This is a genomic window from Stenotrophomonas sp. GD03777 (assembly GCF_029842485.1).
GTDB classification, from domain to species: Bacteria; Pseudomonadota; Gammaproteobacteria; order Xanthomonadales; family Xanthomonadaceae; genus Stenotrophomonas; species Stenotrophomonas sepilia.
This window is the reverse complement of the sequence record NZ_JAOCGL010000029.1, coordinates 15,734-39,175: the sequence shown is the minus strand read 5'-3', so window position 1 is coordinate 39,175 and position 23,442 is coordinate 15,734. Positions and strand designations below refer to the sequence as shown.

Here is a 23,442-nt window from a genome sequence, read left to right as displayed (position 1 = left end):
CCACCGCACCGTCGACGGCCTTCGGCACCGGCGGTACCGCTGCGGCCGGGCGGAACGCCAGCATGCGCAGCACCGCCATTTCAAAGCCGGCGCGCGGGCTCGGCGCCAACGGCAGGTCGCGTCGACCATTCAGGGCCATCTGGTACCAGAGCTGCACCACTTCCGGGCGCAGGCGCTCGGCGAATGATGCGACATCCAGGCCTTCCGCGACGGCGGCACCCGGCACCAGCTGCTGCACCTGGATGCGGTGCAGGCCTTCGGCGAGCGCTTCCAGCACGCCACTCCAGTCCGGCGAGAATTCGGCCAACGCGGCCACCACCTGCAGCAGGCGCGGGCCATCGCCCTCGGCCAGCGCATCGAGCATCGCCGCCACCTGGGTGCGATCCACAGTGCCCAGCATGGTGCGCACCACATCCTCGCGCAGCGCGCCGCCGGCATAGGCGATCGCCTGGTCCAGCAGTGACAGGCCGTCACGCAGGCTGCCGTCAGCGGCCTTGGCCAACTGCACGATGGCGCTGCCGTCGGCCTCGATCTCTTCCGCCGCCAGGATGCGGGTCATCTGGCCCTGGATCTGGTCTTCGTCCAGGCGCTTGAGATTGAACTGCAGGCAGCGGCTGAGCACGGTGACCGGCAGCTTCTGCGGGTCGGTGGTGGCCAGCAGGAACTTCACGTGCTCCGGCGGCTCTTCCAGCGTCTTCAGCAGTGCGTTGAACGCCGCCTTGGACAGCATGTGCACTTCGTCGATCAGGTAGACCTTGTATTTGCCGCGCGAAGGCATGTACTGCGCGTTCTCGATCACCTCGCGCACGTCGTCCACGCCGGTGTTGGACGCGGCGTCGATTTCCAGCAGGTCGATGTAGCGACCGGCGTCGATGTCCAGGCAGGCGGCGCACTGGCCGCACGGGTCGGCACTGGTGCCCTGCTCGCAGTTGAGCGACTTGGCGAAGATGCGCGCGATGGTGGTCTTGCCCACGCCACGGGTACCGGTGAACAGGAACGCGTGGTGGACACGGCCGCTGTCCAACGCATTGCTGAGCGCACGGACCACGTGTTCCTGGCCCACCAGCTCGGCAAAACGCTTCGGACGCCACTTGCGGGCAAGGACGAGATAGGACATCAGGCCACCGTTTTCCATCGGAAGTTCCATTGTGCCATGCCTGTCCAGCCCCTTCGCCAACATCGACCCCGTATGTGTTGCCTGGCCGGGGTGCTTGTGTCCGGCCGCGCCGCCCGCTAGAATCTGCGCCCCTGCTGAGGCGTTTGCCGATGGCAGGATCCGGAGAGGTGTCCGAGTGGTTGAAGGAGCACGCCTGGAAAGTGTGTAAGCGTCTAAACCGCGCTTCGGGGGTTCGAATCCCCCTCTCTCCGCCAGACAAACGCAAAGGGCCGCCCACAGGGTGGCCCTTTGCGTTTGTCTGGCGGATGGGATGGGTGGTGAGAAGCCCCGCCGGGGTTCGACGGTTCTGCAGGAGCAGAACCGGACAGCCGCAGGCTGGTCCCGGGGCGCAACGCGCATCGGGATCGGGTGCAGGGATGCACCCGACAATCCCCCTCTCTCCGCCAGATAAATGAAGAAGCCGCCCAGTGGGCGGCTTTTTTGTTTGGCTGGCGGGAATCGTCGCAGGTACTACCGGACTGAACAGGGCCTGCCGTCGTGGCCGGTCCAACGGCCCGCCCGCCGACGGCGCGCGATCCGCCGCAGGTCATCTGCGCCGGAGCAGTCCCCGCACGCAGGCGCCGACGAACGCCAGCCCCAGCAGCACCCACACGACCGCCATTCCCCACAGCGCACCGAACGTGTCCAGGACCGGATCCAGCCGCGGTTGCGCCGGGTCGTACAGCACGCGTACCGGCTGCCCAGTCTCATAGCCGAAGATCATGCCGCCCTGCGGATACGAGACGCGTTGGCCGGTCGCGGTGGTGAACGCGACCTGCGGATGCGATCCGCCGGCGTTCAGGCGCTCGACCTGGCCATCAACGGCCTGCGCGACCGCCAGGAACTCAAGACGATGTGTCACCTCGAAGGCGGCCACAGCAAGGATCAACAGACCCACCACGCCAAACAGCAGACCGCGCATGAGCTGGGCAGTCCGGAAAAAAGAAGGGTCGGGCATCGCTGGGCAGCTCCGTTGCAGGCGGGAAGACGAATGCGGCCGGCGGATCCTGCCGCGCGGTCAGTCCCACGTGTGGAAAGCATAGCCCAGAAGCCACTGCGCCCCACTGCACGCCATCGCCACCGGATGCGCCTCGCCATTGCCCGCCACCGACGCACCCGCCTGGTACAGGCGCCTGCATTCCGCACGCTCATTCGAGTGGGGAGACGTCACCTGTAAAGGGATTGGCATCGCTCCATGTACCCTTGAACGTTTCGCCCCCTCCCAACGTCTGGACGGTTGAAATGCAGCCGGGCAACTCCATGGCATTTCCCATGAATCTCCGCCTCTACCGCCCCGCCGATGCCAGCGCCTGCCTGTCGATTTTCGACAGCAACGTACCCACCTACTTCGCGCCCGAAGAGCGCAGCGACTTTGAATGCTTCCTGCGCGAACAGGCCACGGACTGTGCATTCCAGGTGATCGAGCGCGATGGAAACGTCGTCGCCTGTGGCGGCCTCTCGCGCCGTAGCGACGGCAGCGCCGGCTTCTGCTGGGGCATGGTGCAGCGCGCGCTGCACCGCCAGGGACTGGGCCGCGAACTGGCACTCGCGCGCCTGCACCAGGCTGAAAGCGATCCGTCGATCGACCGCATCGCGCTCAGCACCAGCCAGCACACCCAGGGCTTCTATGCCGGCCTGGGTTTCCAGGTGACGCGCATCGTGCCCGATGGGCATGGCGCCGGGATCGACGCCGTTGAGATGGAGCGGGAGCTCTAGCGCTCCCGCCCCGGTGCCATCCACGAAGGGCGTGGATCTACCGCAGGCATCCCCTGCTCAGAACCCGACGCGCAGGTTGATCTGCCCACCCACATCGCGGCGGCCATCGCCATGCTGGCCCTGTACGAACATCGACAGCTGGCTGTTGCGGCCGAGGCCGACCGCCACGCCCACCTGGCTGACCAGGGCATTGCGTGCCATCACCGCGCTGTAGACATCGAATGCATCGCCACCGACCGCAAAGCGGTTGCGGCTGGCCACATCGGTATCCCCCGACGCATGCTGCCAACCCAGGCCGACCGTCAGCTGCGCCGGGAAGCGCTCGCCGCTGCCCACGTCCCAGCGCCCACGCACGCCCACGGTGCTGACATTGAGCGTGTCCTTGCCGCCTTCCAGCACCAGTGCCGCGCTGCCGCCCTGCTCCACCGCACGATCGCTGTCGACCCAGTGCTTGGTGAACTGCACATAGGGCTGCAGCTGGGTCCTGCCGTGGGTCCATGTCCAGCTGCCTTCCACCTGGGCGATGGTCACATCGGAATCCTGGCGGCTGTACAGGGTCTGGCCCAACAACGGCACTTCACGCGTGGCGCGCGTGCGGTAGTCACCGCGCGACACGCTGCCACCCACCGCAAAGCCGTTGTTCCACTGTCCCTGTGCATACAGGCCGAACGTGTTGCCACGCAGGCGGGCCCGCGAGCTGCGATCATACAGCCGCGTATCCAGCCGTTCGTTGCCGGCCGCTGCACCCAGCACCACATGCTCGCCCAGCTGCCAGTCGACACCGGCCATCAGCGCATTGCGATTGGCGCGGATCTCATCGCCATTGCCGTCACCATCCTGCCTGAACACCTTGCCACTGCCGGCCAGCCAGGCCGAAGCGCGCTCGCCACGCACGGTCGGCAACTCGCTGCCGAGTCGCTGGCGGATGCCTTCTTCCAGGTAGTTGTCGTACAGCAGCACCGCGCGGCTGGCCGCGTGCACTTCACCGGAGAGCTGTTCGAATGCGCTGCGCGCAGTGCCGGCGTCATACATCAGCACCGTGTTGTACAGGCCCAGGGCCGCGCCACTCTGCGGCAGGCTGTCCAGCGCCGCGGCGGTGTTGTACTGGTTGCGCGTGTTGGCCACGGTGGTGAACGCTGCGGTCTGTGCCACGTCGATCTGCAGGTTGGCCGTGTTGGCGGTGTAGACCGGGGTGATGGTCAGGAAGGCCGACGGCGAGGTTGCCGAGGCGAACTGCCCACTCACGCCACCGCCCGCATTGACCACCGTGTACTGCTGGCCCTGCTGGTAGCTGGTGCTCGGCGAAATGGTATTCACCCGCACGGTGCTGCCGCCCACATTCGCGCTGCCGCCCACCTGCACCGTGTCGCTGCCGGTGGCGCCCAGGTCGATGCCCAGCGTGCTGCCCGGTGACAGGTTCAGATTGCCGCCCACCGTGATCGTGCCGGTGCCGTTGCCTGCACCACCGCCATTGCCCGCGCCATTGCCCGGCGACAGCACGCCGCCGCTGGACACCGTCACGCCACCGCCGGTACCCCCGATGGTGCCGGTGCCGGACAGGGTCGTGCCGCTGCCGATGGTCCACTGTCCGCCGATGTTGCCGGTGACATTCAGGCCGCCGCCGGTGACCTGGCCGGTGCCGCTGAAGCCACCACTGTTGCCGCCCAGATTCAGCGTGCCCGGGCCGGCCTGCACGATGCTGCCACCGCCGGTGATGCTGCCGCCAAGCGTGGTGGTGCCACCGGTATTGATGACCAGGCCACCGTTGTTGGTGATGTTGCCGGTGATCGCGCCGCTGGCTCCACCATTGCCGACCTGCACGGTGCCGCCGGCATTGATGGTGGTACCCCCGGTGTAGGTGTTGTTGCCGGTCAGCGTGAGGGTGCCGGTGCCGGCCTGGGTCAGGCCGCCACTGCCGCTGATGGTGCCGCCCACCGTGGTGTTGCCGCCGACGTTGAACACCAGGCTGCCGTTGTTGCTGACATTACCGGTGATCGCACCACTGGCGCCACCATCGCCGACCTGCAGCGTGCCGCCGGTGTTGATGGTGGTGCCGCCGGTGTAGGTGTTGTTGCCGGCCAGGATCACGGTACCGGTGCCCGCCTGGGTCAGGCCACCGCTGCCGCTGATGGCGCCGCCGACGGTGGTGTTGCCGCCCACGTTGAACACCAGGCTGCCGTTATTGGTGACGCTGCCGCCGATCGCACCGGTGGCGCCGCCATTACCCACCTGCAGCGTGCCACCCGTGTTGATGGTGGTCGGGCCGGTATAGGTGTTGTTGCCGGTCAAGGTCAGCGTACCGCTGCCGGCCTGGGTCAGGCCGCCACTGCCGCTGATGGTGCCGCCCAGCGTGGTATCGCCCGCCAGGTTGGACACCAGCGTGCCGTTGTTGGTGACATCACCGACGATTGAGCCCGTTGCCCCGCCATTGCCCAGCTGCAGCGTACTGCCGGCGTTGATGGTCGTGCCGCCGGTATAGGTGTTGGTCCCGGTCAGCAGCAGCGTACCGCTGCCCGCCTGGGTCAGGCCGCCGCTGCCACTGATGGTGCCGCCCAGCGCGGTGTTGCCGGCCACGTTGGAAATCAACGCGCCATTGTTGGTGATGTCGCCAGCGATGGCGCCGGTCGCGCCGCCGTTGCCCACCTGCAGCGTGCCGCCGGTATTGATGGTGGTCCCGCCGGTGTAGGTATTGTTGCCCACCAGGGTCAGCACACCGCTACCGGCCTGGGTCAGGCCACCACTGCCGCTGATCGCACCGCCGACCGTGGTGTTGCCCGCAACGTCGAACACCAGGCTGCCGTTGTTGGCAACGTTGCCGGTGATCGCGCCGGTCGCACCGCCATTGCCCACCTGCAACGTGCCACCGGCATTGATGGTGGTGCCGCCGGTATAGGTGTTGTTGCCGGTCAGGGTCAGCGTGCCGCTGCCGGCCTGGGTCAGGCCGCCACTGCCGCTGATGGTGCCACCGAGCGTGGTGTTGCCGGCCACGTTGGATACCAGCGCACCGTTGTTGGTGATGTCGCCGACGATCGCGCCGGCCGCACCGCCGTTGCCGATCTGCAATGTGCCACCGGCATTGATGGTGGTACCGCCGGTGTAGGTGTTGTTGCCGGTCAGCACCAGCGTGCCGCTGCCGGCCTGGGTCAGGCTGCCACTGCCGCTGACCACCGCGCCCACGGTGGCCGTCGTACCCAGGTTGTAGACCAGGCTGCCGTTGTTGGTGATGTCGCCCAGCACCGAACCGGTGCTGCCGCCGTTGCCGATCTGCAGCGTACTGCCACCGTTGATGGTGGTGCCTCCGGTATAGGTGTTGTCGCCGCTCAGGGTCAGCGTGCCGGTACCGCTCTGCACCAGGCCGCCGGTGCCACTGAGCACGCCGGCGAACGTGGTGCTGGCGTTGTTGCCGCCGGTAGTCAGGGTTGCACCGCCCAGCACCACGCTGGAACCGGTCACGCCAGCGAGGCCTCCGATGCTCTGGCTGCCACCGGCACTGATATCCAGCGTACCGGCACCGGCCAGGTTGACCGTGCTGGCACCGGACAGGCTGCCACCGGCCGCCACCGCCAGCGTGCCACTGTTGATGGTGGTGGCACCGGTATAGGTACTCGCACCGCCGAGGGTGACCGTCGCCGCGCCATCCTTCAGCAGGCCGCCAGCGCCGCTGATCGGGCCGTTCAAGGTCAGTGCGTTGCTGCCGCCCAGAGTCAGCGTGCCGCTGGCCAGCTGCACGGTGTTGGCCAGCGTCAACACGCTGGTGCCATCCAGGCTGGCGTTGCCGCCTACGGTCAGCGCACCGGTTCCCAGCGAACCGTCGTTGCCCAGTAGCAGGCCACCGGCATTGAGGGTCACGCCGCCCGTGAAGACGTTGACGCCAGTCAAGCCCTGGATGCCTGCGCCGTTCTTTACCAGCCCCCCTGCACCTCCGATGGTGCCGGCGAAAGTGGTATTGCCCACGCCATTGAGGGTCAGCGTGCTGCCACCCAACGCCACTGAAGAGCCTGCCACGCCTGCAAGCGAACCGATCGCCTGCGCGCCCCCCGCACTGATGTCGAAGGTGGTACCGGCGTTGGCCAGGTTCACCGCACCCGTCGCAGCGAGGCTGCCACCGGCGCCGATCGCCAGCGTGCCGGCATTGATGGTGGTGCCACCGGTGAAGGTGTTGGTGCCGGTCAACGTCTGGGTACCGGAGCCTTCCTTGATCAGCCCACCGGAGCCGGCCACCGAGCCACTGAACGTGCCATTGGTGGCGTCTCCGATCGTCAGCGTGTTGGCGCCCAGATTCACCGTGCCGTTGCCGATCAGGGTGCCGAACTGCTGCGTGCCGCTGCCTGCCGACAGATCGAAGGTCGCCCCCGAGGCCAGGTTGACGATGCCACTGGCGTGCAGGCTCGCGCCCGCACCCAGTGCCAGCGTACCAGCGTTGATGTTGGTGCCGCCGGTGTAGGTGTTGGTGCCGTTCAAGGTCAGCGTCGCGGCACCCTCCTTGGTCAGGCTGCCGGTACCACTCAGGTTGCCGTTGAGGGTGAGGTTGTTGCTGCCCAGGACGGTCAACGCGTTGTTGAGGATGAAGTTGTTGCCGAGGATGACCGCAGTGTTCGAATCGAGCGTCGCAGCGCCTCCGACCGTCACCGTACCGGTGCCCAGCGCAGCATTGTTGCCGACCACCAGGCCACCGGCGTTGAGCGCCACGCCACCGCTGAAGGTGTTGGCACCATTGAGCGTCTGCACGCCCGCACCGTTCTTGATCAGGCCGCCACTGCCGCCGATCACACCGCTGAAGGTGCTGTCCACGGTGCCGCCCAGGGTCAGCGTGCTGCCACCCAGCGCCACCGTGCTGCCCGCCACGCCGGCCAGCGAACCGATGGCCTGGTTACCCGCGGAGATGTCGAGCGTGCCCGCACCGGCCAGGTTCACCGCGCCGGTTGCGGCGAGGCTGCCACCGGCACCGATTGCCAGTGTGCCGCTGTTGATGGTGGTCCCCCCGGTGTAGGTGTTGGCACCGCTCAGGGTTACGGTGGACGCACCGTCCTTGATCAGCCCGCCCGTGCCGGAAATCACGCCCCCCAGTGTCAGCGCCTGGCTGCCGAGCAGATCGAGGCTGGCACCCGCTGCCAGCCCGATGTTGTTGGCAAGGCTGACGCCGGTCGTTGCATCCAGCGTCGCGTTGCTTCCGACCGTCAACGCACCGCTGCCGAGCGCAGCGTTGTTGCCGACCACCAGGCCACCGCCGTTCAGTGCAACGCCACCGCTGAACAGATTGGCGCCACCCAGCGTGAGGATGCCGGCGCCATTCTTGACCAGGCCACCGGTGCCGGAAATCGCGCCATCGAAGAGGCTGTTGCCCACGCCACCGAGTGTCAGCGTCTGTGCCCCCAGGCTCACCGTCGAGCCGGCCACGCCGTTCAACGACCCGATGGTCTGGCCGGCCCCTGCGGTGGAGATATCGAAGCCGGTGCCTGCAGCGCTCAGCGTCACCGCGCCGGTCGCGGCCAGGCTGCCGCCCGGACCAATCGCCAGCGTGCCGGCATTGATGAAGGTGCCGCCGGTGTAGGTGTTGGCACCGGTGAGCGTCTCGATGCCCGCACCGACCTTGGTCAGGGCACCCGTGCCTGCGATCGAGCCACTGAAGGTGCCATTGGTGGCGCCACCGACCTCGATCGAATTGGCGCCGAGGTTCACCGTACCATTGCCGACCAGGGTGCCGAACTGCTGCGTGCCGCTGCCGGCAGACAGGTCCAGCGTGGCACCGGTGGCGAGGTTCACGGTACCGCTCGCCGCCAGGCTGGCACCGGCGCCCAGCGCCAGCGTGCCGGCGTTGATGTTGGTGCCACCGGTATAGGTGTTGGCGCCGTTCAAGGTCAGCGTCGCGCTGCCATTCTTGGTGAGGCTGCCGGCCCCGGACAGGACGCCGTTGAGCGTCAGTGCATTGGTCCCGAGCACGGTCAGCCCGGCGTTGAGCGCGATGTTGTTGGCCAACGTTGCCAGGCCGGTGGTATCCAGCGTGGCGGCACCACCAACAGTCAATGCGCCGGTGCCCAACGCTGCATCATTGCCAAGCACCAGTCCGCCCGCGTTGAGCGTTACGCCGCCGCCAAACGTGTTGGCACCGGACAGCGTCTGTACGCCCGGGCCTGCCTTGATCAGACCGCCGCCGCCACTGATCACGCCATCGAACGCGGCGTTGCCGGCCGTACCGAAGGTGAGCGAATTGCCGCCCAGCGCCAGGGTGCTGCCACCCGCACCGTTGAGCGCGCCGATGGTCTGGCTGCTGCCGGCACCGGAAATATCAAAGCCAGCGCCTGCACCCAACGTGACATCACCCGCTGCAGCAAGGCTGCCGCCCGCGCCCAGCGCCAGCGTGCCGGCATTGATGGTGGTACCGCCGCTGTAGGTGTTGGCACCGGACAGCGTCAGCGTGGTGGCACCATTCTTGACCAGGCTGCCATTGCCGCCGACCACGCCCGACAGCGTCAGCGCATTGCTGCCCGGCAACGTCAGTACGACGCCCGAGCCCAGCGTGACCGCATTGCCGAGTGTCACTGCCGCGCCCGTGTCCAGCGTGGTGCTGGCATTCACCGCCAGCGCGCCGGTACCGAGCGCATCATTCGCACCGACCACCAGGCCACCGCCGTTCAAGGTCAGGCCGCCACTGAAGGTATTGGTGTTGTTGAGGGTCAGCAGGCCCGCACCGTTCTTGATCAGGCTGCCATTGCCGGCCACCACACCACCGAGGGTGAGATCGTTGCTGCCACCCAGCGTCAGCTGCGTACCGGCACCGAAGTTCACTGCGTTGGCCAGGTTCAGCGCCACGGTGCTGTCCAGCGTGGTCGTGCCACCAATGCCCAGTGCACCGGTACCGAGTGCGCTGGCGTTGCCGAGAATCAGGCCACCGTCGTTGAGTGCAAGGCCACCACTGAAAGTATTGGCACCGGACAGCGTCTGTACGCCCGCGCCTGTCTTGATCAGACCGCCGGTACCATCGATCACGCCGGCAAAGCTGCCACTGCTGGCGCCGCCAAAGGTCAACGACTGCGCGCCCAGCACCAGCTGGCTGCCTGCCACGCCGTTCAGCGCGCCGATGGTCTGCGCCGCACCGGCTGCGGAGATGTCCAGCGTCGCACCGGCACCCGCAAGATCCACCGCGCCGGCCGCGGCAAGACTGCCGCCCGCCCCCAGCGCCAGCGTGCCGGCGTTGATGGTGGTGCCACCGGTGTAGAGGTTGGCGCCGGACAGGGTGAGGCGGGCCGCGCCGTCCTTGATCAGCCCACCGGCACCGAATACCGGACCGGTGAGCGTCAGGTCATTGCCGCCCAGCACGGACAGATTCGCACCGGCGGCCAGGCCGATGAGGTTGCCTACGGTGAGTGCAGACGTTGCATCCAGCGAAGCGTTACCGCCCACGTCCAGCTGGCCGGTACCCAGGGCCTGCGCATTGCCCAGCTGCAGCAGGCCCGCGTTGAGGCCGACCCCCCCGCTGAAGGTGTTGGGTCCATTCAACGCCAGCGTGGCCGTACCATTCTTGACCAGGCTGCCAGTGCCACTGATGAGACCGCCCAGTGACACGTCCTGGCTGCCCAGCAGATCCAGCGCCGCGCCTGCCCCGAGGTTGACGTTGTTGGCGAGGTTCAGCGCTGCTGAACTGTCCAGCGTGGCAGTGGCGCCCACCGACAGTGCACCGGTGCCCAGTGCGCCGGCGTTCCCCAGGAACACGCCGCCGCCGTTGACGGTGAGCCCACCACCGAAGCTGTTGGCGCCGTTGAGGGTCAACGTGCTGGCACCGTTCTTCACCAGCCTGCCGGTACCGGACACCACGCCACCCAGCGTGATCGCCTGCGAGCCCGGCAACGACAGCGCCGCACCCGCGCCCAGGTCAACATTGTTGGTCAGGCTCAACGGGGCGCTGCCATCGAGCGTGACGTTGCCGCCGATGCCCAGTACTCCAGTACCGAGCGCGCCGCTGTTGCCCAGCAGCAGGCTGCCGGCGTCTGCGTTCAGTCCACCGCTGAAAGTGTTGGTGCCGTTCAAGGTCAGTGTCGACGCGCCATTCTTGACCAGGCTGCCGGTGCCAGTGATGTTGCCGCCCAGGGTCAGGTCCTGGCTGCCCGGCAGGGTCAGGGCCGCGCCGAGGTTGATCGCATTGCCCAGGTTCAGCGCCGCAGTGGCGTCCAGCGAGCCGTTGCCACTGACCGTCAGCGCACCGCTTCCCAGCGCACCGGCGTTGCCCAGCACCAGGCCACCGGCCGCAAGATTCACCCCACCGCTGAAGGTATTGGCACCGGTCAGCGTCTGCACGCCGGTACCCTGCTTGATCAGCCCACCGGTGCCGCCGATCACGCCGGCGAAGGTCTGGTTGGTGGCATCACCGAAGGTGAGCGTGCTGCTGCCCAGCGCCAGGGTGCTGCCCGCCACACCGGACAATGCACCGATGGTCTGGTTGCCACCCAGCGCGATATCCAGTGCGCTGCCAGCGCCGGCCAGGCTGACCGCGCCGGTCGCCGCCAGGCTGCCACCACTGGCCAATGCCACCGTTCCGGCATTTACTGCCAGCCCACCCGTGAACGTGTTCGCGCCGCCCAACGTCAGCGTGGCAGCGCCGTTCTTGACCAGGCTGCCGCTCCCGCCAATGACACCCCCCAGCGTCAACGCGTTCGAGCCCAGCACATTGAGCGAACCACCGGCGCCCAGTGTGATGCCATTGCCCACGGTGAGTCCGGTGCTGGCGTCGAGCGATACCGCGCCGCCGACGTTCAGTGCGCCGGTTCCCAGTGCACCGCCGTTGCCCAGCACCAGGCTGCCGGCGTTGAGCGCCAGACCGCCGCCGAATGTATTGGCGCCGTTGAGGGTCAGTGACGATGCACCATCCTTGATCAGGCCACCCGCGCCGCTGATCACCCCGTTGAACGTCAGCGCCTGCCCGCCAAGCAGATTCAGGCTGGCACCCGATCCGAGGCTGACAGCATTGGTCAGCGCCAGCGCCGTGGTGCCGTCGAAGGTAGTGTTGCCGCCGACAGAGAGCGTACCGCTGCCCAGCGCGGCGGCATTGCCCAGCAACAAGCCACCGGCGTTGAGCGCAACACCGCCCGTGAGGCTGTTGACGCCCGACAGGGTCTGCACACCGGTGCCGAGCTTGATCAGGCCGCCGGTGCCTGCGGCGAACGTGCCGCTGTAGCTGGTATTGCCCAGCCCGCCCAGGGTCAGGGTGTGGCTGCCGAGGTTGACCGAACCGCCGAGGCCGGCCAGCGAGCCGATGGTCTGGTTGGCCGCCGCCGAAAGATCCAGGCTGGTGCCAATGTCCAGCGAGATCGCACCGGTGGGCGACAGGCTGCCGCCCGCGCCCAGCGCCAAGGCGCCCCCGGCCAGGTTGAAGCTGCCGCTCAGCGAATTGGCACCGTTCAAGGTCAGCGTGCCGGCACCGTTCTTGGTCACGTTGCCGGCACCGGATATCGAGCCACTCAATGTCAGCGCATTGCTGCCCAGCAGGTTCAGCGAGCCCCCGCCATTGACCACCAGGTTGTTGCCCAGGGTGAAGCCCGCCGTCGTATCCAGCGAGGCGCTGCCACCGACGGTCAGGTTGCCGCTGCCGAGTGCACCGGCATTGCCCAGCAGCAGGCCGCCGGCATTGAGGTTGACGCCACCGGAGAACAGGTTTGCGCCGCCGAGAGTAACGATGCCGGTGTTGCTGACCGTCAGCCCGCCTGCGCCTGAAAGCACGCCATTCAGGCCGAACGCATTGGTCCCGGCCAGGGACAGATTGCCGCCGAGGTTGAACGCATTGGTCAGATTCAGACCGGCCGTGGAGGAGGCGATGGCACCGCCGTTGGCCGTGAACAGCCCTGTGCCGAATGAACCGGCGTTGTTGAAATTGACCAGGCCATCATTGAGCGTCGTCGGGCCGGATCCGCCCCATGCGCCCTGCAGGTTCCAGGTACCGCTGTTGACGGTGAGCCTCTGGAAGTTGAGGTACTGGTTCCAGCCCAGTGTGGTCACCGCTCCGCCGGTGCCGGCCCCCGGACCGCTGACGACGTTCTGCAACACCAGCGTGTTGTTGGCCGCACCACTGCCGGTACCGGCGTCGACCGATCCCGCAGCCGCAACCTTCACCCCGGTAACACCGGTAATCACGCCGGCAACAGCGCTGCCGCCACCGGTCACAACGCTGGAACCCGACACTGCGGTGAAGGTGTTGCCGCCGGTTGAATCACCCAGGTGAACGCTGCCACTGACCGCCCCCGCATTGAGGAACGTATTACCGCCAGAAGCGCCCAGGCCAACACGCCCGTCGATGGTGCCGGTGTTGGTCACATTGGCTGCCGCACCACCGTAGGCCACCACCGTGGTCGCGTCGGAAACGCTGCCTGTGCCGATCAACGACGTGCTGATCAGGCCGGCGTTGTTGATGGTGGTGGTGCCGTTGACATTCTGCGCCACCAGCGCCTGTCCACCGAAGCCCAGCAGCGTTGCGATGTTGACGACACCCTTGATCTGTCCGCTGGCGTTGTTGTTGACGACGATCGCGCTGTTGTTGGCAGAACCATTGCCGATGACCAGGCCGGGCGAGGCAAGGACGATCGAGCTCGGATCGATCGTGCCATTGTTGTTGACCGTCACGTTGTCGCCGGTCAGCGTTGCTGCGTTGCCTCCACCTACGAACGGCGGCGTACGCAGCAACGCACCCGCGGCAATGTTCAGCGTGAGGCCGCTGGTCGCGTTGGAGTAGTTGTTGATGTTGGTGGTGCTGTCGCAGTTTACGGTCGTGGTGCCCGTACACGCCGCGAATGCCGATCCGCTGGCCAGTGTGGCGGCCAGTGCCGCCGCCAGCTGGTGCGCCCGCAATCGCGGCACCCGCCCTGCGCCGACCGCGCTTCCGCCGGGATTCCGGGTGACCTCCGAAGCAACCTGCATTACCCCAAGGGCGCGATTGAAAACCAGACGGTAAATGCGGTTCATCGGCAAATCTCCATGAAAAGACCGGATGGCACAGCTGGCAGGTTTTTCGAGACAATGCGGTCCACCCCTGCTCCCGATACGGGAACAAGGCCTGAAGGCATTAACTCCTGAAAATCTTCACATCTTCACGTGATCGCACCCCGGGACAGGTACGTCAGCGTGTCCACCAGGACGAAAACTCCCCGATTTCGCCCGACGAATGGCGGCACTGTGCGACCGGCCGTGCCAGCGGCATGTGAATCGCGCGCGTTATTTTCATGACGCACGTCAAATAAAATAGGCAGCCAGAATGGTTTTGCCGAAAATGCATATCGCTGCATGTGGCGGAGAATCCATTCCCCGCCATGAGTAAATAAATTCAGCTGCTGGAGAGTTTCATCAGCACCAGGCCGGAAACAATCAGCACCGCTGCACCGATCCGCATCGGGCTGACCTGCTCCCCCAGGAACACGATGCCGACCACGAACGCGCCGACCGCGCCGATGCCGGTCCAGATCGTATAGGCGGTGCCCAGCGGCAGGCTGCGCATGGCCACCGCCAACAGCCAGAAGCTGGCGATCATGCCGATGATGGTGACCACGGTGGGGGTGAGACGGGTGAAGCCTTCGGACTGCTTCATGGACACGGCCCAGACGATTTCCAGCAGGCCGGCAAACAATAGATAGATCCAGGCCATGACGGCCCTCCTCTTGGTAGGGCCAGGCCGTCCTGGTCTTTGATTCCCGATGTGGGGGAGGTCGTTCCTCCTGGCCGGCATTCTAGCAACGGGAGCCACGCCCGGCCGCCGTGGCCGGGAACGGGTTACAGCCGATTCAGTGCGTGAAGCTGGCATCGACGCACCCGCCTGCGCTAGAATGAGCGCCTGCCATCGGCTAGCCGATGTGCGGTCCGGCTGTGGTCTCCGGCGCATCGCGCGCTGCTTCCCCTGATCCGTGAACTGGCCGCCCTCGGGGCGGCCAACGTCTCTATGGTGGCCCCGTCGGCCCCTCGCGACGCTAGGTCGAAAACCCCGCCAGGGCCGGAAGGCAGCAACGGTATCGATCGACGCGGGCGCCGAGGTCAGCCGGCGGGGCCATCGCCTTTTCTGGCGACACCCGGCCCTGGCAGCTGCCAACCCTGGTTGGCGCCCCTCGCCGGGCATGGCCCATCGCTACTGCAGCGCTCGCTCCAGCGCCTCCAGTTCGGCAGCCCGCGCCGTATCAGCGGGCTGGCCGGTCCTGCTCACGGCGGATCCTGCACCAGTACGTGCGGCGCGGTCGGGTCGGCCAGCGGCACGCACTGCCCCGGCTGCGCCACGCGGTGCCCGCGCACGGCCAGCGCTTGGCCATCGGCCACGCTGGCGTAGTGGTAGAGCATCATCCGCGCCTGCAGTTCGATGCTGTACTCACGCTCCAGGTCGTCCACGCCCGTGTGTGACGGGTTGCCATGCAGGCCGCAGTCGTGGGCGATCAGCTCGTTGTCGTTGGCGTAGCGCGCCAGCATCTCCGGAATCGGCCGGGTATCGCCGCTCCAGGTCAGCGCGCCCTGCAGGCGCAGGCCATAGGCCGTCTCCGGCCAGTGATGGCGCACCGGAAACACCTCCAGGCGCATCCCCTCATGCCAGAACGCCTCGCCCACCACGATCAGGTGGAAGGCATCCCAGAAGTTCGCACCGCCCTCGGCCAACACGTTCGGATAGTCAGCAATGCGCTTGTGCAGCAGCGGCACCACCGTGGCAGGCACGTACAGGCGCACCTTGCCGCGCCGGTGCGCATTGAAGAAAGTGTCCACGAACAGGCGCTCGAAGCCGGCCACATGGTCCAGGTGCACATGGGTGACGAACAGCGCCTGCGGCATGTGCCCGTAGTGCGCCTTGAACGCGGTGAGGCCTTCACCGCCGCAATCGATGGTCAGCCACGGGCGACCACCGCGCTCGATCACCGACATCGGCGATCCCAGCTCGACCGCCGACGCATTGCCGACGCCGAGGAAACGCAACGACCAGTCCATCAGGTGCCCCGGTTCCACGCCATGTCATAGGCACGGCGCAGCCGTGCGTAGTCCTTCTGCACATCTTCCACGCTGCGCTCGCCGCGCAGCTTGACCAGCGAACGCAGCAACCGCTTGAGGTTGCGTTCGCGCCAGCCGGTGGCCGGGATGCGGATCACCCCACGGTCGAAATCGATCAGCCAGCCATGGCCACTGCCATCGAACAGGATGTTGTGCGCGTTGAGGTCGGCATGGTCCAGGCCGGCACGGTGGAAACGGGCGATCAGCCGCCCGGTCTCTTCCCAGGGCGCGCCCCGGCCCGCAACCAGTGCGCGGTCGGCCAGCGAGCGCACGTCCTCGATCCGTTCCATCAGGATCGCCGCCCGGTAGCGCAGGCCTTCACGCATGTAGAACGCGGCGATCGGCCGTGGCACTGGCAGCTTCTTCTCGCGCAGCGCGCGCATCAGGCGGAATTCGGCGAAGCTGCGGGTCCGGTCCGAGCCGCGCCAGAGGTACTGGTCGTGGCTGATCCGGGCCGCCATGCCGCCGCGCAGGTAGTGGCGCAGCACGCTGGCACCGAACGGCGCATCGACGAACCAGGCGCTGCCGCGGCCGCCCTCGCCCACCGGGCGGGCCTTGCTGCCCCAGTGCTGGGGCGAGAACAGGCCAATATCGGCTTGCCGCAGCCGCTCGCGGTCGAACAGAATGGCCCCGATGCCGCGACCCTCGCGGCATGGCGTCAGCGCTTCATTGGCGTCGAATGCGACCATTTCATTGAGTCTAACAACACATGGCATCAGCGTCCTCCTCCTTGTGCCTCCTGCGCCTGTCCGCACTTGGCGATGTCACCCACGTGGTGCCCCTGGTGCGCACCCTGCAGGCCGCACGCCCGGACACGCCGATCCACTGGATCATCGACAAAGCCGGCCACAAGCTGCTCGACGGGCTGCCCGGCGTCACCTTCCATGCCTACGACAAGAAGAGCGGCATGGCCGGGGTCAAGGAACTGCGCAGGCACCTGCCACCGGGGCGCTTTGAAGCGCTGTTGCAGATGCAGGTCGCGTTCCGCGCCAACCTGCTGTCGGCCTTCATTCCGGCCGAGCGCCGCATCGGATACGACCGCAGCCGCTCCAAGGACCTGCACGGGCTCTTCATCAACGAGCGTATTCCCGATCGCCCCGGCATCCACGTGCTGGATGCCATCGGCAGCTTCTGCGAGCCGCTGGGCCTGCGCCAGACCGAAGTCAGCTGGGATCTGGCCGTGCCGCCGTCCGCCTTCGAGTGGGCCGCCGCGCAGTGGCAGGACGATGGCCGCCCGGTGCTGATGATCTCGCCCTGTTCCAGCCACGTGCGCCGCAACTGGTACGCCGACCGCTACGCCGCGGTGGCCAACCATGCCGTCCAGCGCGGCTGGCGGGTGGTGCTGTGCGGTGGCCGCAGCGAACTGGAGCGCCACATGGCCGATGCGATCCAGGCGCAGCTGCAGACGCCTGCATTGGACCTGGTCGGCAAGGACACGTTGAAGCAGCTGCCTGCCCTGCTGGCCCGCGCCAATCTGGTGATGACCCCGGACTCGGGCCCGATGCACATCGCCAACGCAATGGGCACCAAAGTACTGGGGCTGCATGCGGCCAGCAATCCGGACCGCAGCGGCCCGTACTCGGACCGCCGCTACTGCGTGGACCGCTACGACGACGCAGCGCGCAAGTACCTGGCCAAGCAGGCCACCGATCTGAAGTGGGGCACCAAGATCGAGTTCGACGATGTAATGGAACTGATTACCGTCGAAGACGGTATCGCCGCCTTCGAACGCTACGTCGCCGACCATCTGGGGTGAGCGGCGGACTGCCCGGGATCACGTGCGCTGCGCGTAATCCTGATAGGACTTCTCTTCCACGTACGCCGAACCCAGCGCCAGGTTGATCGCCTTCTTGATGCGCGCGCGCTCGTCGTTGCGCAGGTAGACACTGCGCGCCAGGTCGATGAAGCCCTGGTCGAACGCCTGCGCCTTCTCCTTCAGGCGGATGTCGTCCTCGATGTCCCACAGCTGCTCGTTGACCGCCTTCAGCTCGGCACGCAGCTTGGCGATGTCCTTCACCGCAGCCGGGTGTGCCATCCAGGTCTGCTCCAGCGCCGACAGCTCCCTGCGCACATTGGCCAGCTTGCCCTCGTCGCTGATGCGCTCGGACTTGATCTGCAGGATCGAGATCTTGTCCAGCAGCTCGCCGAAAGAAACGGGGACGAGGATTTCAGCGGTCATCGGGGAAAGCTCCAGCAAGTGATGTGTGCAGTTTAACCCGCGACTGGCGATGGGACAGTTCAGGTAGAGCCACGCCGCGCGTGGATGGTCCAGCCCTGCAGCAAGTGCATCCACCCATGGCGTGGATTTACTGATGCATCTGCTGGAACAAGCCCCTCTGTTGAGGGGCTGCCCCGACAGGGGCAGGGAGAGGCCGGCAAAGGGAGGGGCCCGAACGTTGCACGGCAACGTTTGGGGAGACGCGCAAAGCGCGTCGCGTCCCGCGCCAGATCAGGACATGGTCACTACAGCGCAACTCGCGCTGTCCATCCACGCATGACGTGGATCTACGGATGCATCTGGAGAAACAAGCCCCTCTGTTGAGGGGCTGCCCCGACAGGGGCGGGGAGAGGCCGGCAAAGGGAGGGGCCCGAACGTTGCACGGCAACGTTTGGGGCGACGCGCAAAGCGCGTCGCGTCCCGCGCCAGATAAAGAAAAAGGGCCGCCTTTCGGCAGCCCTTTTTCTTTATCTGGCGGAGAGGGGGGGATTCGAACCCCCGAGGCGCTATAAACGCCTGCCTGATTTCGAGTCAGGTACATTCAACCACTCTGCCACCTCTCCGGGTGGTCCCCGGCGGACCGGGGACGCGCATCATACGAGGAAGTGAGGCCGGCGACAAGTCATTCCGGTCAACGAAGTGAAAATTTCCTGAGTGCATGCCTTGCCGGATGCCTGCAGCCCCCCGATGATGCCTGTCTCCCCAGCAATACCCCGCCCCCGCACCCCATGATCGAATTCGGACACCTCACTCACCCCGGCCTGCGCCGCGAGCTCAACGAAGACACCTACTACGGTGACAGCGAGCTGGCCCTGTGGCTGGTGGCCGATGGCATGGGTGGCCACGCCTGCGGCGAGGTGGCCAGCGCGCTGGCGCGCGAAACCATCGTGCGCGAGATCCGCCGTGGCGCGCCGCTGGCCCAGGCCATCCGCACCGCTGACGAAGAGATCATCCGCGCCTCGCGCCGGCGCAACGACACCCTGCCGATGGGCACCACCGTGGTCGCCGCACGCGTGCAGGGCACTCGCTATGAAGTGGCATGGGTCGGTGACAGCCGCGCCTATCTGTGGCGTGACGGCCAGCTGGCCCAGCTCAGCCAGGACCACAGCGTGGTGCAGGAACTGGTCGCGCAGGGCAACCTGACGGCCGAACAGGCGCGTGCGCATCCACATCGCAACGTGGTCACCCAGGCGCTGGGCGTGACCGACCCGGCGCATCTGAACGTGGCCACCACCAGCGGTGAGCTGCGCCCGGGCATGCAGCTGCTGCTGTGCAGTGACGGCCTGACCGAGGAAGTGGACGACCGCAGCATCGCCCGCACCCTCGCCTTCGACGATGCCAGCGCGCAGGAATGCGTGGACACGCTGGTCGCGGCCGCGCTCGACGGCGGTGGCCGCGACAACATCAGCGTGATCCTGGTGCGCTGCCATTAAGCGGCAGATCCACGCCATGCGTGGATACGGCACTGCCGGCCAGCGTCCGGCAGTACCCCATGCCAGGCATTACGCGCTGGCGGGCTCTTCCACCTTCGGGCCATCCCACAAGGCGTAGCCGGCCTTCTTGCGCAGTCGTTCCAGACGCGCGCTGTGCGCTTCCAGTTCAGACGGGGTGGCCACCACGCGTGGGCGCGGCAGCAGTTTGCTGGTATCGAAGGCCTGCAGCGCGGCACCGGCGCCACCACCGTCATCGTCGCCCATGCCGAAGCCGATCTCTTCCTGGCCCGAGGTCAGCGCGATATAGACGTCGCCCAGGATCTGCGCGTCGAGCAGGCCGCCATGCAGCGCACGGTGCGAATTGTCCACGCCCAGGCGCTTGCACAGCGCATCCAGCGAATTACGCTGGCCCGGGAAGCGCTCGCGCGCCATCACCAGGGTATCGATCACCGTGCAGCGATCGGTGATCTTTCCATACTGCGGGCCCAGCAACGACAGCTCGTTGTCGAGGAAGCCCAGGTCGAACGCCGCGTTGTGGATGATCAGCTCCGCGCCATCGATGAAAGCCAGGAACTCATCGGCGATCTGCGCGAAGTCCGGCTTGTCAGCCAGGAACTCCAGGGTCAGGCCGGTGACTTCCTGCGCGCCCTGTTCGAATTCGCAGTCCGGCTTGATGTACTGGTGGTAGTTGTTGCCGGTCGGGCGGCGCTTGAACAGCTCCACGCAGCCGATTTCAACGATGCGGTTGCCCTTCTTCCATTCCAGGCCGGTGGTTTCGGTATCGAGGATGATCTGGCGCATGGACTCAGTTTACCGGGCTGGCGTCACGGATCTGGATGGCCGCGTTGCGCGCCAGGGTATCCACCCGCTCGTTGTCCGGGTCACCGGAGTGGCCCTTCACCCAGCGCCAATCGATCTGGTGCCGCAGCGTCGCCGCATGCAGGCGCTCCCACAGCTCGCGGTTCTTCACCGGGTCGCCGCCGGCGGTCTTCCAGTTCTTGCGGATCCAGCCGGGCATCCATTGGGTCAGGCCCTGCCGCACGTACTGCGAATCGGTATAGAGCACGATGTTGCACGGCTCGGTCAGCGTTTCCAGGCCGGAAATGGCCGCCATCAGCTCCATCCGGTTGTTGGTGGTGTGCGCTTCGCCGCCGCTCAGTTCACGCTCGTGGCCCTTGTAGCGCAGCAGTGCAGCCCAGCCGCCGGGGCCAGGATTGCCAAGGCAGGAGCCGTCGGTGTGGATTTCAATGGTTTTCAATACAACTCCAGATCAGGTAGCAACGGTGCCGTGCCAACGCACCGGCAACGGTTTCGGCCCGGGCAGGGCCAGCGTTCGTTTTTCAGCATGGAACAGGCAGGCCGCGCGAAGTGGCGACCAACCGCCCGGGCGACGGCTGCCGGCGCCGCGCCAGAGCGGGCCGAGGAAACGCATATCGTCGCACTCCAGCCCGTGGCGGCCGAGCAGCAGGCGGATCCGCTGCGGCGTGCGCACCACCAGCCCGTGCTGGCGCCAGTGCGTTCGGTAAGGGCTGAACGGGTTGAGGCTGCTCAGCCACAGATGGCCGCCCGGCATCAGCACGCGCTCGCACTCATCGAGCAACCGATCAGCGTCAGCTGCGGTGACATGCTGCAACACGACCGCATTGACGCTTTCATTGGCCAGCGGCAGCGGCAACGCACAGCGGGTGTCGCCGGCATAGCCGTGCCCCTGCCGGTACAGGCGCAGGCCGCGCCCGCCAAGCTGCGCATCGTCCAGCCATGCGGCACTCGGCGCGATCCACAGCCAGGGCTGCACCGGCAGCAACGACAGCTGCGGCAGCAGCAGTTGCCGCTCCAGAACGCGCAGGGCTTCCGCCGGTTCGCTGTCGAACCACGGGGTCTGGCTCGCTTGACGGGTGCTCTGCAGCGCGGGCATGGTCCAATTCTATGCGACTGACTGCCCTGCCCGCATTTGCGGACAACTACATCTGGACCTTGATCGACGACGACGGTAACGCCGTGGTCGTCGATCCCGGCGATGCCGCGCCGGTGCTTGCGCTCGCCGATCAGGGCCTGCGCGTGGACACGATCCTGCTCACCCATCATCACGATGACCACATCGGTGGCGTGCCGGTGCTGCAGGCACGTTTTCCTGGAGTCCGGGTGATCGCACCCGTCGAGGAGCGCATCCCCACGGCAACCGAACGGGTCGGCGAAGGTGAACGCGTTCAGGCACTGGGTCAGGCGTTCCACGTACTATCCGTGCCCGGGCATACCCGCAGCCACATCGCGTTTCACACTGCTGAACATCTTTTCAGCGGAGATTCGTTGTTCAGCCTGGGCTGTGGACGCCTGTTCGAAGGTACGCCGTCCCAGCTGCTGGCATCGATGCGCAAGCTGGGTACCTTGCCCGCGCAACTGCTGCTTTGTTGCGCTCATGAGTACACCGTGTCAAATGCCGTCTTCGCGCGGCATGTCGACCCCGCCAACGCTGCCTTGCGGCAGCGCCAAGAGGAGGCTTTGGCCATGCGCCGCGATGACCGTTCCACCCTGCCGGTAACCCTGGCCAGCGAATTCGACTGCAATCCGTTCCTGCGTGTGCACACTGCGCCGATCCGCGCGTCGGTGTCGGCGCACCTGGGCCGTGACGTCGTTGACGACGTCGACGTGATGGCCGGTCTCCGGCACTGGAAAGACGGCTTCCGCGCATGATGCGCCGAAGTCTGCCGCTGGCCCTGGGCCTGGTCCTGGGGCTGGCCGGAACCGCCGGCGCCCAGTCGCTGGGCGCTGGCATCGGCCAGAACCTGACCGCCGCCGCGGCCCTGCCGCTGGATCCGGCCGCGTTGCCGGCCGCGTCGGTCCGCAACGGCCAGGAGATCTTCTCCAGCTTCCGCGACGGCCTGGCCGAGCCCACCTGCAATGCCGAGGCCACCAGCCCGCGCTGGCAGAAGCAGTTCGCCCACGCCCCGTCGCGCCTGGCCAACCAGGATGACGATGCACTGGTGCTGTTCGGCTATGTGGTCGAAGAGCTGCGCAAGGCCAACCTGCCTACCGAGTTCGCGCTGATTCCGTTCGTGGAAAGCGGTTACCGGCCCAATGCACGCAATGGCAGCGGCCCGACCGGCCTGTGGCAGTTCATCGCCACCACTGCGCGCAATCACCGCGTGCCCATGGCCAACGGCTACGACGGGCGCCTGTCGGCGGTCGATTCCACCCAGGCCGCAGTGCGCTACCTGAAGACCCTGCACGGCATGTTCGGCGGCGACTGGCGCCTGGCCACCATGGCCTACAACGCCGGCGAGTACCGCGTGCTGCAATCGATGCGCAAGGCCGGCATGAACGCGCAGAACGCCAAGCCCTCGGCGCTGCCCGGCCTGTCGCCGGTCACCCATGCCTACGTCGAGAAGCTGCATGCCCTGGCCTGCGTGCTGGAAGATGTGGAAGACCAGCCAGGTGTCATGGCCTCGCTGGACCGCACCGTGCCCGTACTGAAGGACCACACCCTGCCCGCCGGCACCAGCGTCCAGCAGTGGGCCGCACAGCGTGCCCTGGACCCGGCCAGGATCGTCCGCCTCAACCCCGCCCTGGCGGGCGGTGGGCGCGTCTCGTCCGGCACCACCCGCGTGCTGGCGCCGGTCTCGGCCGCCAGCGCGACCGTGGCGGACACCGCCACCGCACTGGTGGCCAGTAGCGTACCTGTTGCCGCCGCCTCGCCAGCGCCACAGGTCGCCAAGACCGTGGCCGCGATCGCCGATCGTCCGCGCAGTCGTCGCCACACCGTGCGGGATGGTGAATCGGCCTGGACCATCGCCCGCCGCTATGGCATGCCGGTCAAGGCGCTACTGTCGCTGAACGGCCTGAGCGGCAGCAGCGTGCTGAAGCCGGGCGCCGTGCTGCGCGTGGAGGACTGAGTCCGGCGCGGCACCGCCGCGCCCTGCCCGCCC

15 protein-coding genes, 2 tRNA genes and 1 other RNA gene are annotated in these 23,442 nt (G+C 67.0%); 7 read left to right on the top strand and 11 right to left on the bottom strand.

All coding sequences use genetic code 11. The features are described 5' to 3' along the window. A partial coding sequence (gene dnaX, locus N5E02_RS08885; protein WP_279946188.1) for a DNA polymerase III subunit gamma/tau occupies nucleotides 1–1,135 on the bottom strand: 1,135 nt, incomplete at its 3' end. Nucleotides 1,136–1,278: 143 nt separating this feature from the next. Here dnaX and N5E02_RS08880 point away from each other — a divergent pair. After that, nucleotides 1,279–1,371, top strand: a tRNA-Ser gene (locus N5E02_RS08880). A gap of 332 nt (nucleotides 1,372–1,703) precedes the next feature. Here the strand turns inward: N5E02_RS08880 and N5E02_RS08875 are convergent. Then, nucleotides 1,704–2,078, bottom strand: a complete 375-nt coding sequence (locus tag N5E02_RS08875; protein ID WP_065197187.1) for a DUF3592 domain-containing protein — start codon at nucleotides 2,076–2,078, stop codon at nucleotides 1,704–1,706. A 350-nt stretch (nucleotides 2,079–2,428) separates the two neighbouring features. Here N5E02_RS08875 and N5E02_RS08870 point away from each other — a divergent pair, with 350 nt between their 5' ends. Then, complete coding sequence (locus N5E02_RS08870) at nucleotides 2,429–2,872, top strand: GNAT family N-acetyltransferase (protein ID WP_005415487.1); 444 nt, start codon at nucleotides 2,429–2,431, stop codon at nucleotides 2,870–2,872. 57 nt (nucleotides 2,873–2,929) lie between these two features. Here N5E02_RS08870 and N5E02_RS08865 read toward each other — a convergent pair whose 3' ends face one another. Continuing rightward, nucleotides 2,930–13,819, bottom strand: a complete 10,890-nt coding sequence (locus N5E02_RS08865; RefSeq protein ID WP_279946187.1) for an autotransporter-associated beta strand repeat-containing protein — start codon at nucleotides 13,817–13,819, stop codon at nucleotides 2,930–2,932. A gap of 358 nt (nucleotides 13,820–14,177) precedes the next feature. After that, the gene (gene sugE, locus N5E02_RS08860; protein WP_005415486.1) at nucleotides 14,178–14,495 is read right to left on the bottom strand and encodes a quaternary ammonium compound efflux SMR transporter SugE; all 318 of its coding nucleotides are present in this window, start codon (nucleotides 14,493–14,495) and stop codon (nucleotides 14,178–14,180) included. 300 nt (nucleotides 14,496–14,795) lie between these two features. On the opposite strand from sugE, the gene ffs reads away from it, so the two are divergent. After that, nucleotides 14,796–14,892, top strand: an RNA gene (gene ffs / locus N5E02_RS08855) — signal recognition particle sRNA small type. A 148-nt stretch (nucleotides 14,893–15,040) separates the two neighbouring features. On the opposite strand, the gene N5E02_RS08850 is transcribed toward ffs, so the two are convergent. Continuing rightward, a complete protein-coding gene (locus N5E02_RS08850; RefSeq protein ID WP_005415485.1) occupies nucleotides 15,041–15,808 on the bottom strand; it encodes an MBL fold metallo-hydrolase in 768 nt (255 codons plus the stop codon). Further along, nucleotides 15,808–16,557: a 3-deoxy-D-manno-octulosonic acid kinase gene (locus tag N5E02_RS08845; RefSeq protein ID WP_005415484.1), complete on the bottom strand. Its 750-nt coding sequence runs from the start codon at nucleotides 16,555–16,557 to the stop codon at nucleotides 15,808–15,810. The genes N5E02_RS08850 and N5E02_RS08845 overlap by 1 nt, the downstream gene beginning before the upstream one ends. 20 nt (nucleotides 16,558–16,577) lie before the next feature. Between N5E02_RS08845 and N5E02_RS08840 the strand changes: the two genes are divergently transcribed. Then, on the top strand, nucleotides 16,578–17,624 hold the full coding sequence (locus N5E02_RS08840) for a glycosyltransferase family 9 protein (RefSeq protein WP_005415483.1): 1,047 nt from the start codon (nucleotides 16,578–16,580) through the stop codon (nucleotides 17,622–17,624). A gap of 18 nt (nucleotides 17,625–17,642) precedes the next feature. On the opposite strand, the gene N5E02_RS08835 is transcribed toward N5E02_RS08840, so the two are convergent. Continuing rightward, nucleotides 17,643–18,047: a DUF6165 family protein gene (locus N5E02_RS08835; RefSeq protein WP_005415482.1), complete on the bottom strand. Its 405-nt coding sequence runs from the start codon at nucleotides 18,045–18,047 to the stop codon at nucleotides 17,643–17,645. A 511-nt stretch (nucleotides 18,048–18,558) separates the two neighbouring features. Further along, a tRNA-Ser gene (locus N5E02_RS08830) sits at nucleotides 18,559–18,649 on the bottom strand. Between the two features lie 165 nt (nucleotides 18,650–18,814). On the opposite strand from N5E02_RS08830, the gene N5E02_RS08825 reads away from it, so the two are divergent. Continuing rightward, nucleotides 18,815–19,519 (top strand): PP2C family serine/threonine-protein phosphatase, encoded by a 705-nt coding sequence (locus tag N5E02_RS08825; RefSeq protein WP_065185798.1) that lies wholly within the window; start codon nucleotides 18,815–18,817, stop codon nucleotides 19,517–19,519. Between the two features lie 69 nt (nucleotides 19,520–19,588). Here N5E02_RS08825 and dnaQ read toward each other — a convergent pair whose 3' ends face one another. The 3 genes from dnaQ to N5E02_RS08810 are packed head-to-tail and all read right to left on the bottom strand — an operon-like array spanning nucleotide 19,589 to nucleotide 21,434. Next, nucleotides 19,589–20,320 (bottom strand): DNA polymerase III subunit epsilon, encoded by a 732-nt coding sequence (gene dnaQ / locus N5E02_RS08820; protein ID WP_005415480.1) that lies wholly within the window; start codon nucleotides 20,318–20,320, stop codon nucleotides 19,589–19,591. Nucleotides 20,321–20,324: 4 nt separating this feature from the next. Further along, nucleotides 20,325–20,777 (bottom strand): ribonuclease HI, encoded by a 453-nt coding sequence (gene rnhA / locus N5E02_RS08815; protein ID WP_005408275.1) that lies wholly within the window; start codon nucleotides 20,775–20,777, stop codon nucleotides 20,325–20,327. Between the two features lie 12 nt (nucleotides 20,778–20,789). Then, a complete protein-coding gene (locus N5E02_RS08810; RefSeq protein ID WP_065185797.1) occupies nucleotides 20,790–21,434 on the bottom strand; it encodes a methyltransferase domain-containing protein in 645 nt (214 codons plus the stop codon). Between the two features lie 11 nt (nucleotides 21,435–21,445). On the opposite strand from N5E02_RS08810, the gene gloB reads away from it, so the two are divergent. Both gloB and N5E02_RS08800 read left to right on the top strand, forming a co-directional pair. Beyond that, a complete protein-coding gene (gene gloB, locus N5E02_RS08805) occupies nucleotides 21,446–22,210 on the top strand; it encodes a hydroxyacylglutathione hydrolase (RefSeq protein WP_065177986.1) in 765 nt (254 codons plus the stop codon). Further along, nucleotides 22,207–23,409 carry a lytic transglycosylase domain-containing protein gene (locus tag N5E02_RS08800; RefSeq protein WP_065185795.1) on the top strand — a complete coding sequence of 401 codons (1,203 nt, stop codon included), beginning with the start codon at nucleotides 22,207–22,209 and terminating at the stop codon, nucleotides 23,407–23,409. Before gloB ends, N5E02_RS08800 begins: the two co-directional genes overlap by 4 nt. Nucleotides 23,410–23,442 lie beyond the last annotated feature (33 nt).

What these genes read in the sequence shown, in the direction of transcription:
- N5E02_RS08875 (WP_065197187.1), bottom strand. Translation starts at nt 2,078, where the DNA reads ATGCGCGGTCTGCTGTTTGGCGTGGTGGGTCTGTTGATCCTTGCTGTG.
- N5E02_RS08870 (WP_005415487.1), top strand. Translation starts at nt 2,429, where the DNA reads ATGAATCTCCGCCTCTACCGCCCCGCCGATGCCAGCGCCTGCCTGTCG.
- N5E02_RS08865 (WP_279946187.1), bottom strand. Translation starts at nt 13,819, where the DNA reads ATGAACCGCATTTACCGTCTGGTTTTCAATCGCGCCCTTGGGGTAATG.
- sugE (WP_005415486.1), bottom strand. Translation starts at nt 14,495, where the DNA reads ATGGCCTGGATCTATCTATTGTTTGCCGGCCTGCTGGAAATCGTCTGG.
- N5E02_RS08850 (WP_005415485.1), bottom strand. Translation starts at nt 15,808, where the DNA reads ATGGACTGGTCGTTGCGTTTCCTCGGCGTCGGCAATGCGTCGGCGGTC.
- N5E02_RS08845 (WP_005415484.1), bottom strand. Translation starts at nt 16,557, where the DNA reads ATGGTCGCATTCGACGCCAATGAAGCGCTGACGCCATGCCGCGAGGGT.
- N5E02_RS08840 (WP_005415483.1), top strand. Translation starts at nt 16,578, where the DNA reads ATGGCATCAGCGTCCTCCTCCTTGTGCCTCCTGCGCCTGTCCGCACTT.
- N5E02_RS08835 (WP_005415482.1), bottom strand. Translation starts at nt 18,047, where the DNA reads ATGACCGCTGAAATCCTCGTCCCCGTTTCTTTCGGCGAGCTGCTGGAC.
- N5E02_RS08825 (WP_065185798.1), top strand. Translation starts at nt 18,815, where the DNA reads ATGATCGAATTCGGACACCTCACTCACCCCGGCCTGCGCCGCGAGCTC.
- dnaQ (WP_005415480.1), bottom strand. Translation starts at nt 20,320, where the DNA reads ATGCGCCAGATCATCCTCGATACCGAAACCACCGGCCTGGAATGGAAG.
- N5E02_RS08810 (WP_065185797.1), bottom strand. Translation starts at nt 21,434, where the DNA reads ATGCCCGCGCTGCAGAGCACCCGTCAAGCGAGCCAGACCCCGTGGTTC.
- gloB (WP_065177986.1), top strand. Translation starts at nt 21,446, where the DNA reads ATGCGACTGACTGCCCTGCCCGCATTTGCGGACAACTACATCTGGACC.
- N5E02_RS08800 (WP_065185795.1), top strand. Translation starts at nt 22,207, where the DNA reads ATGATGCGCCGAAGTCTGCCGCTGGCCCTGGGCCTGGTCCTGGGGCTG.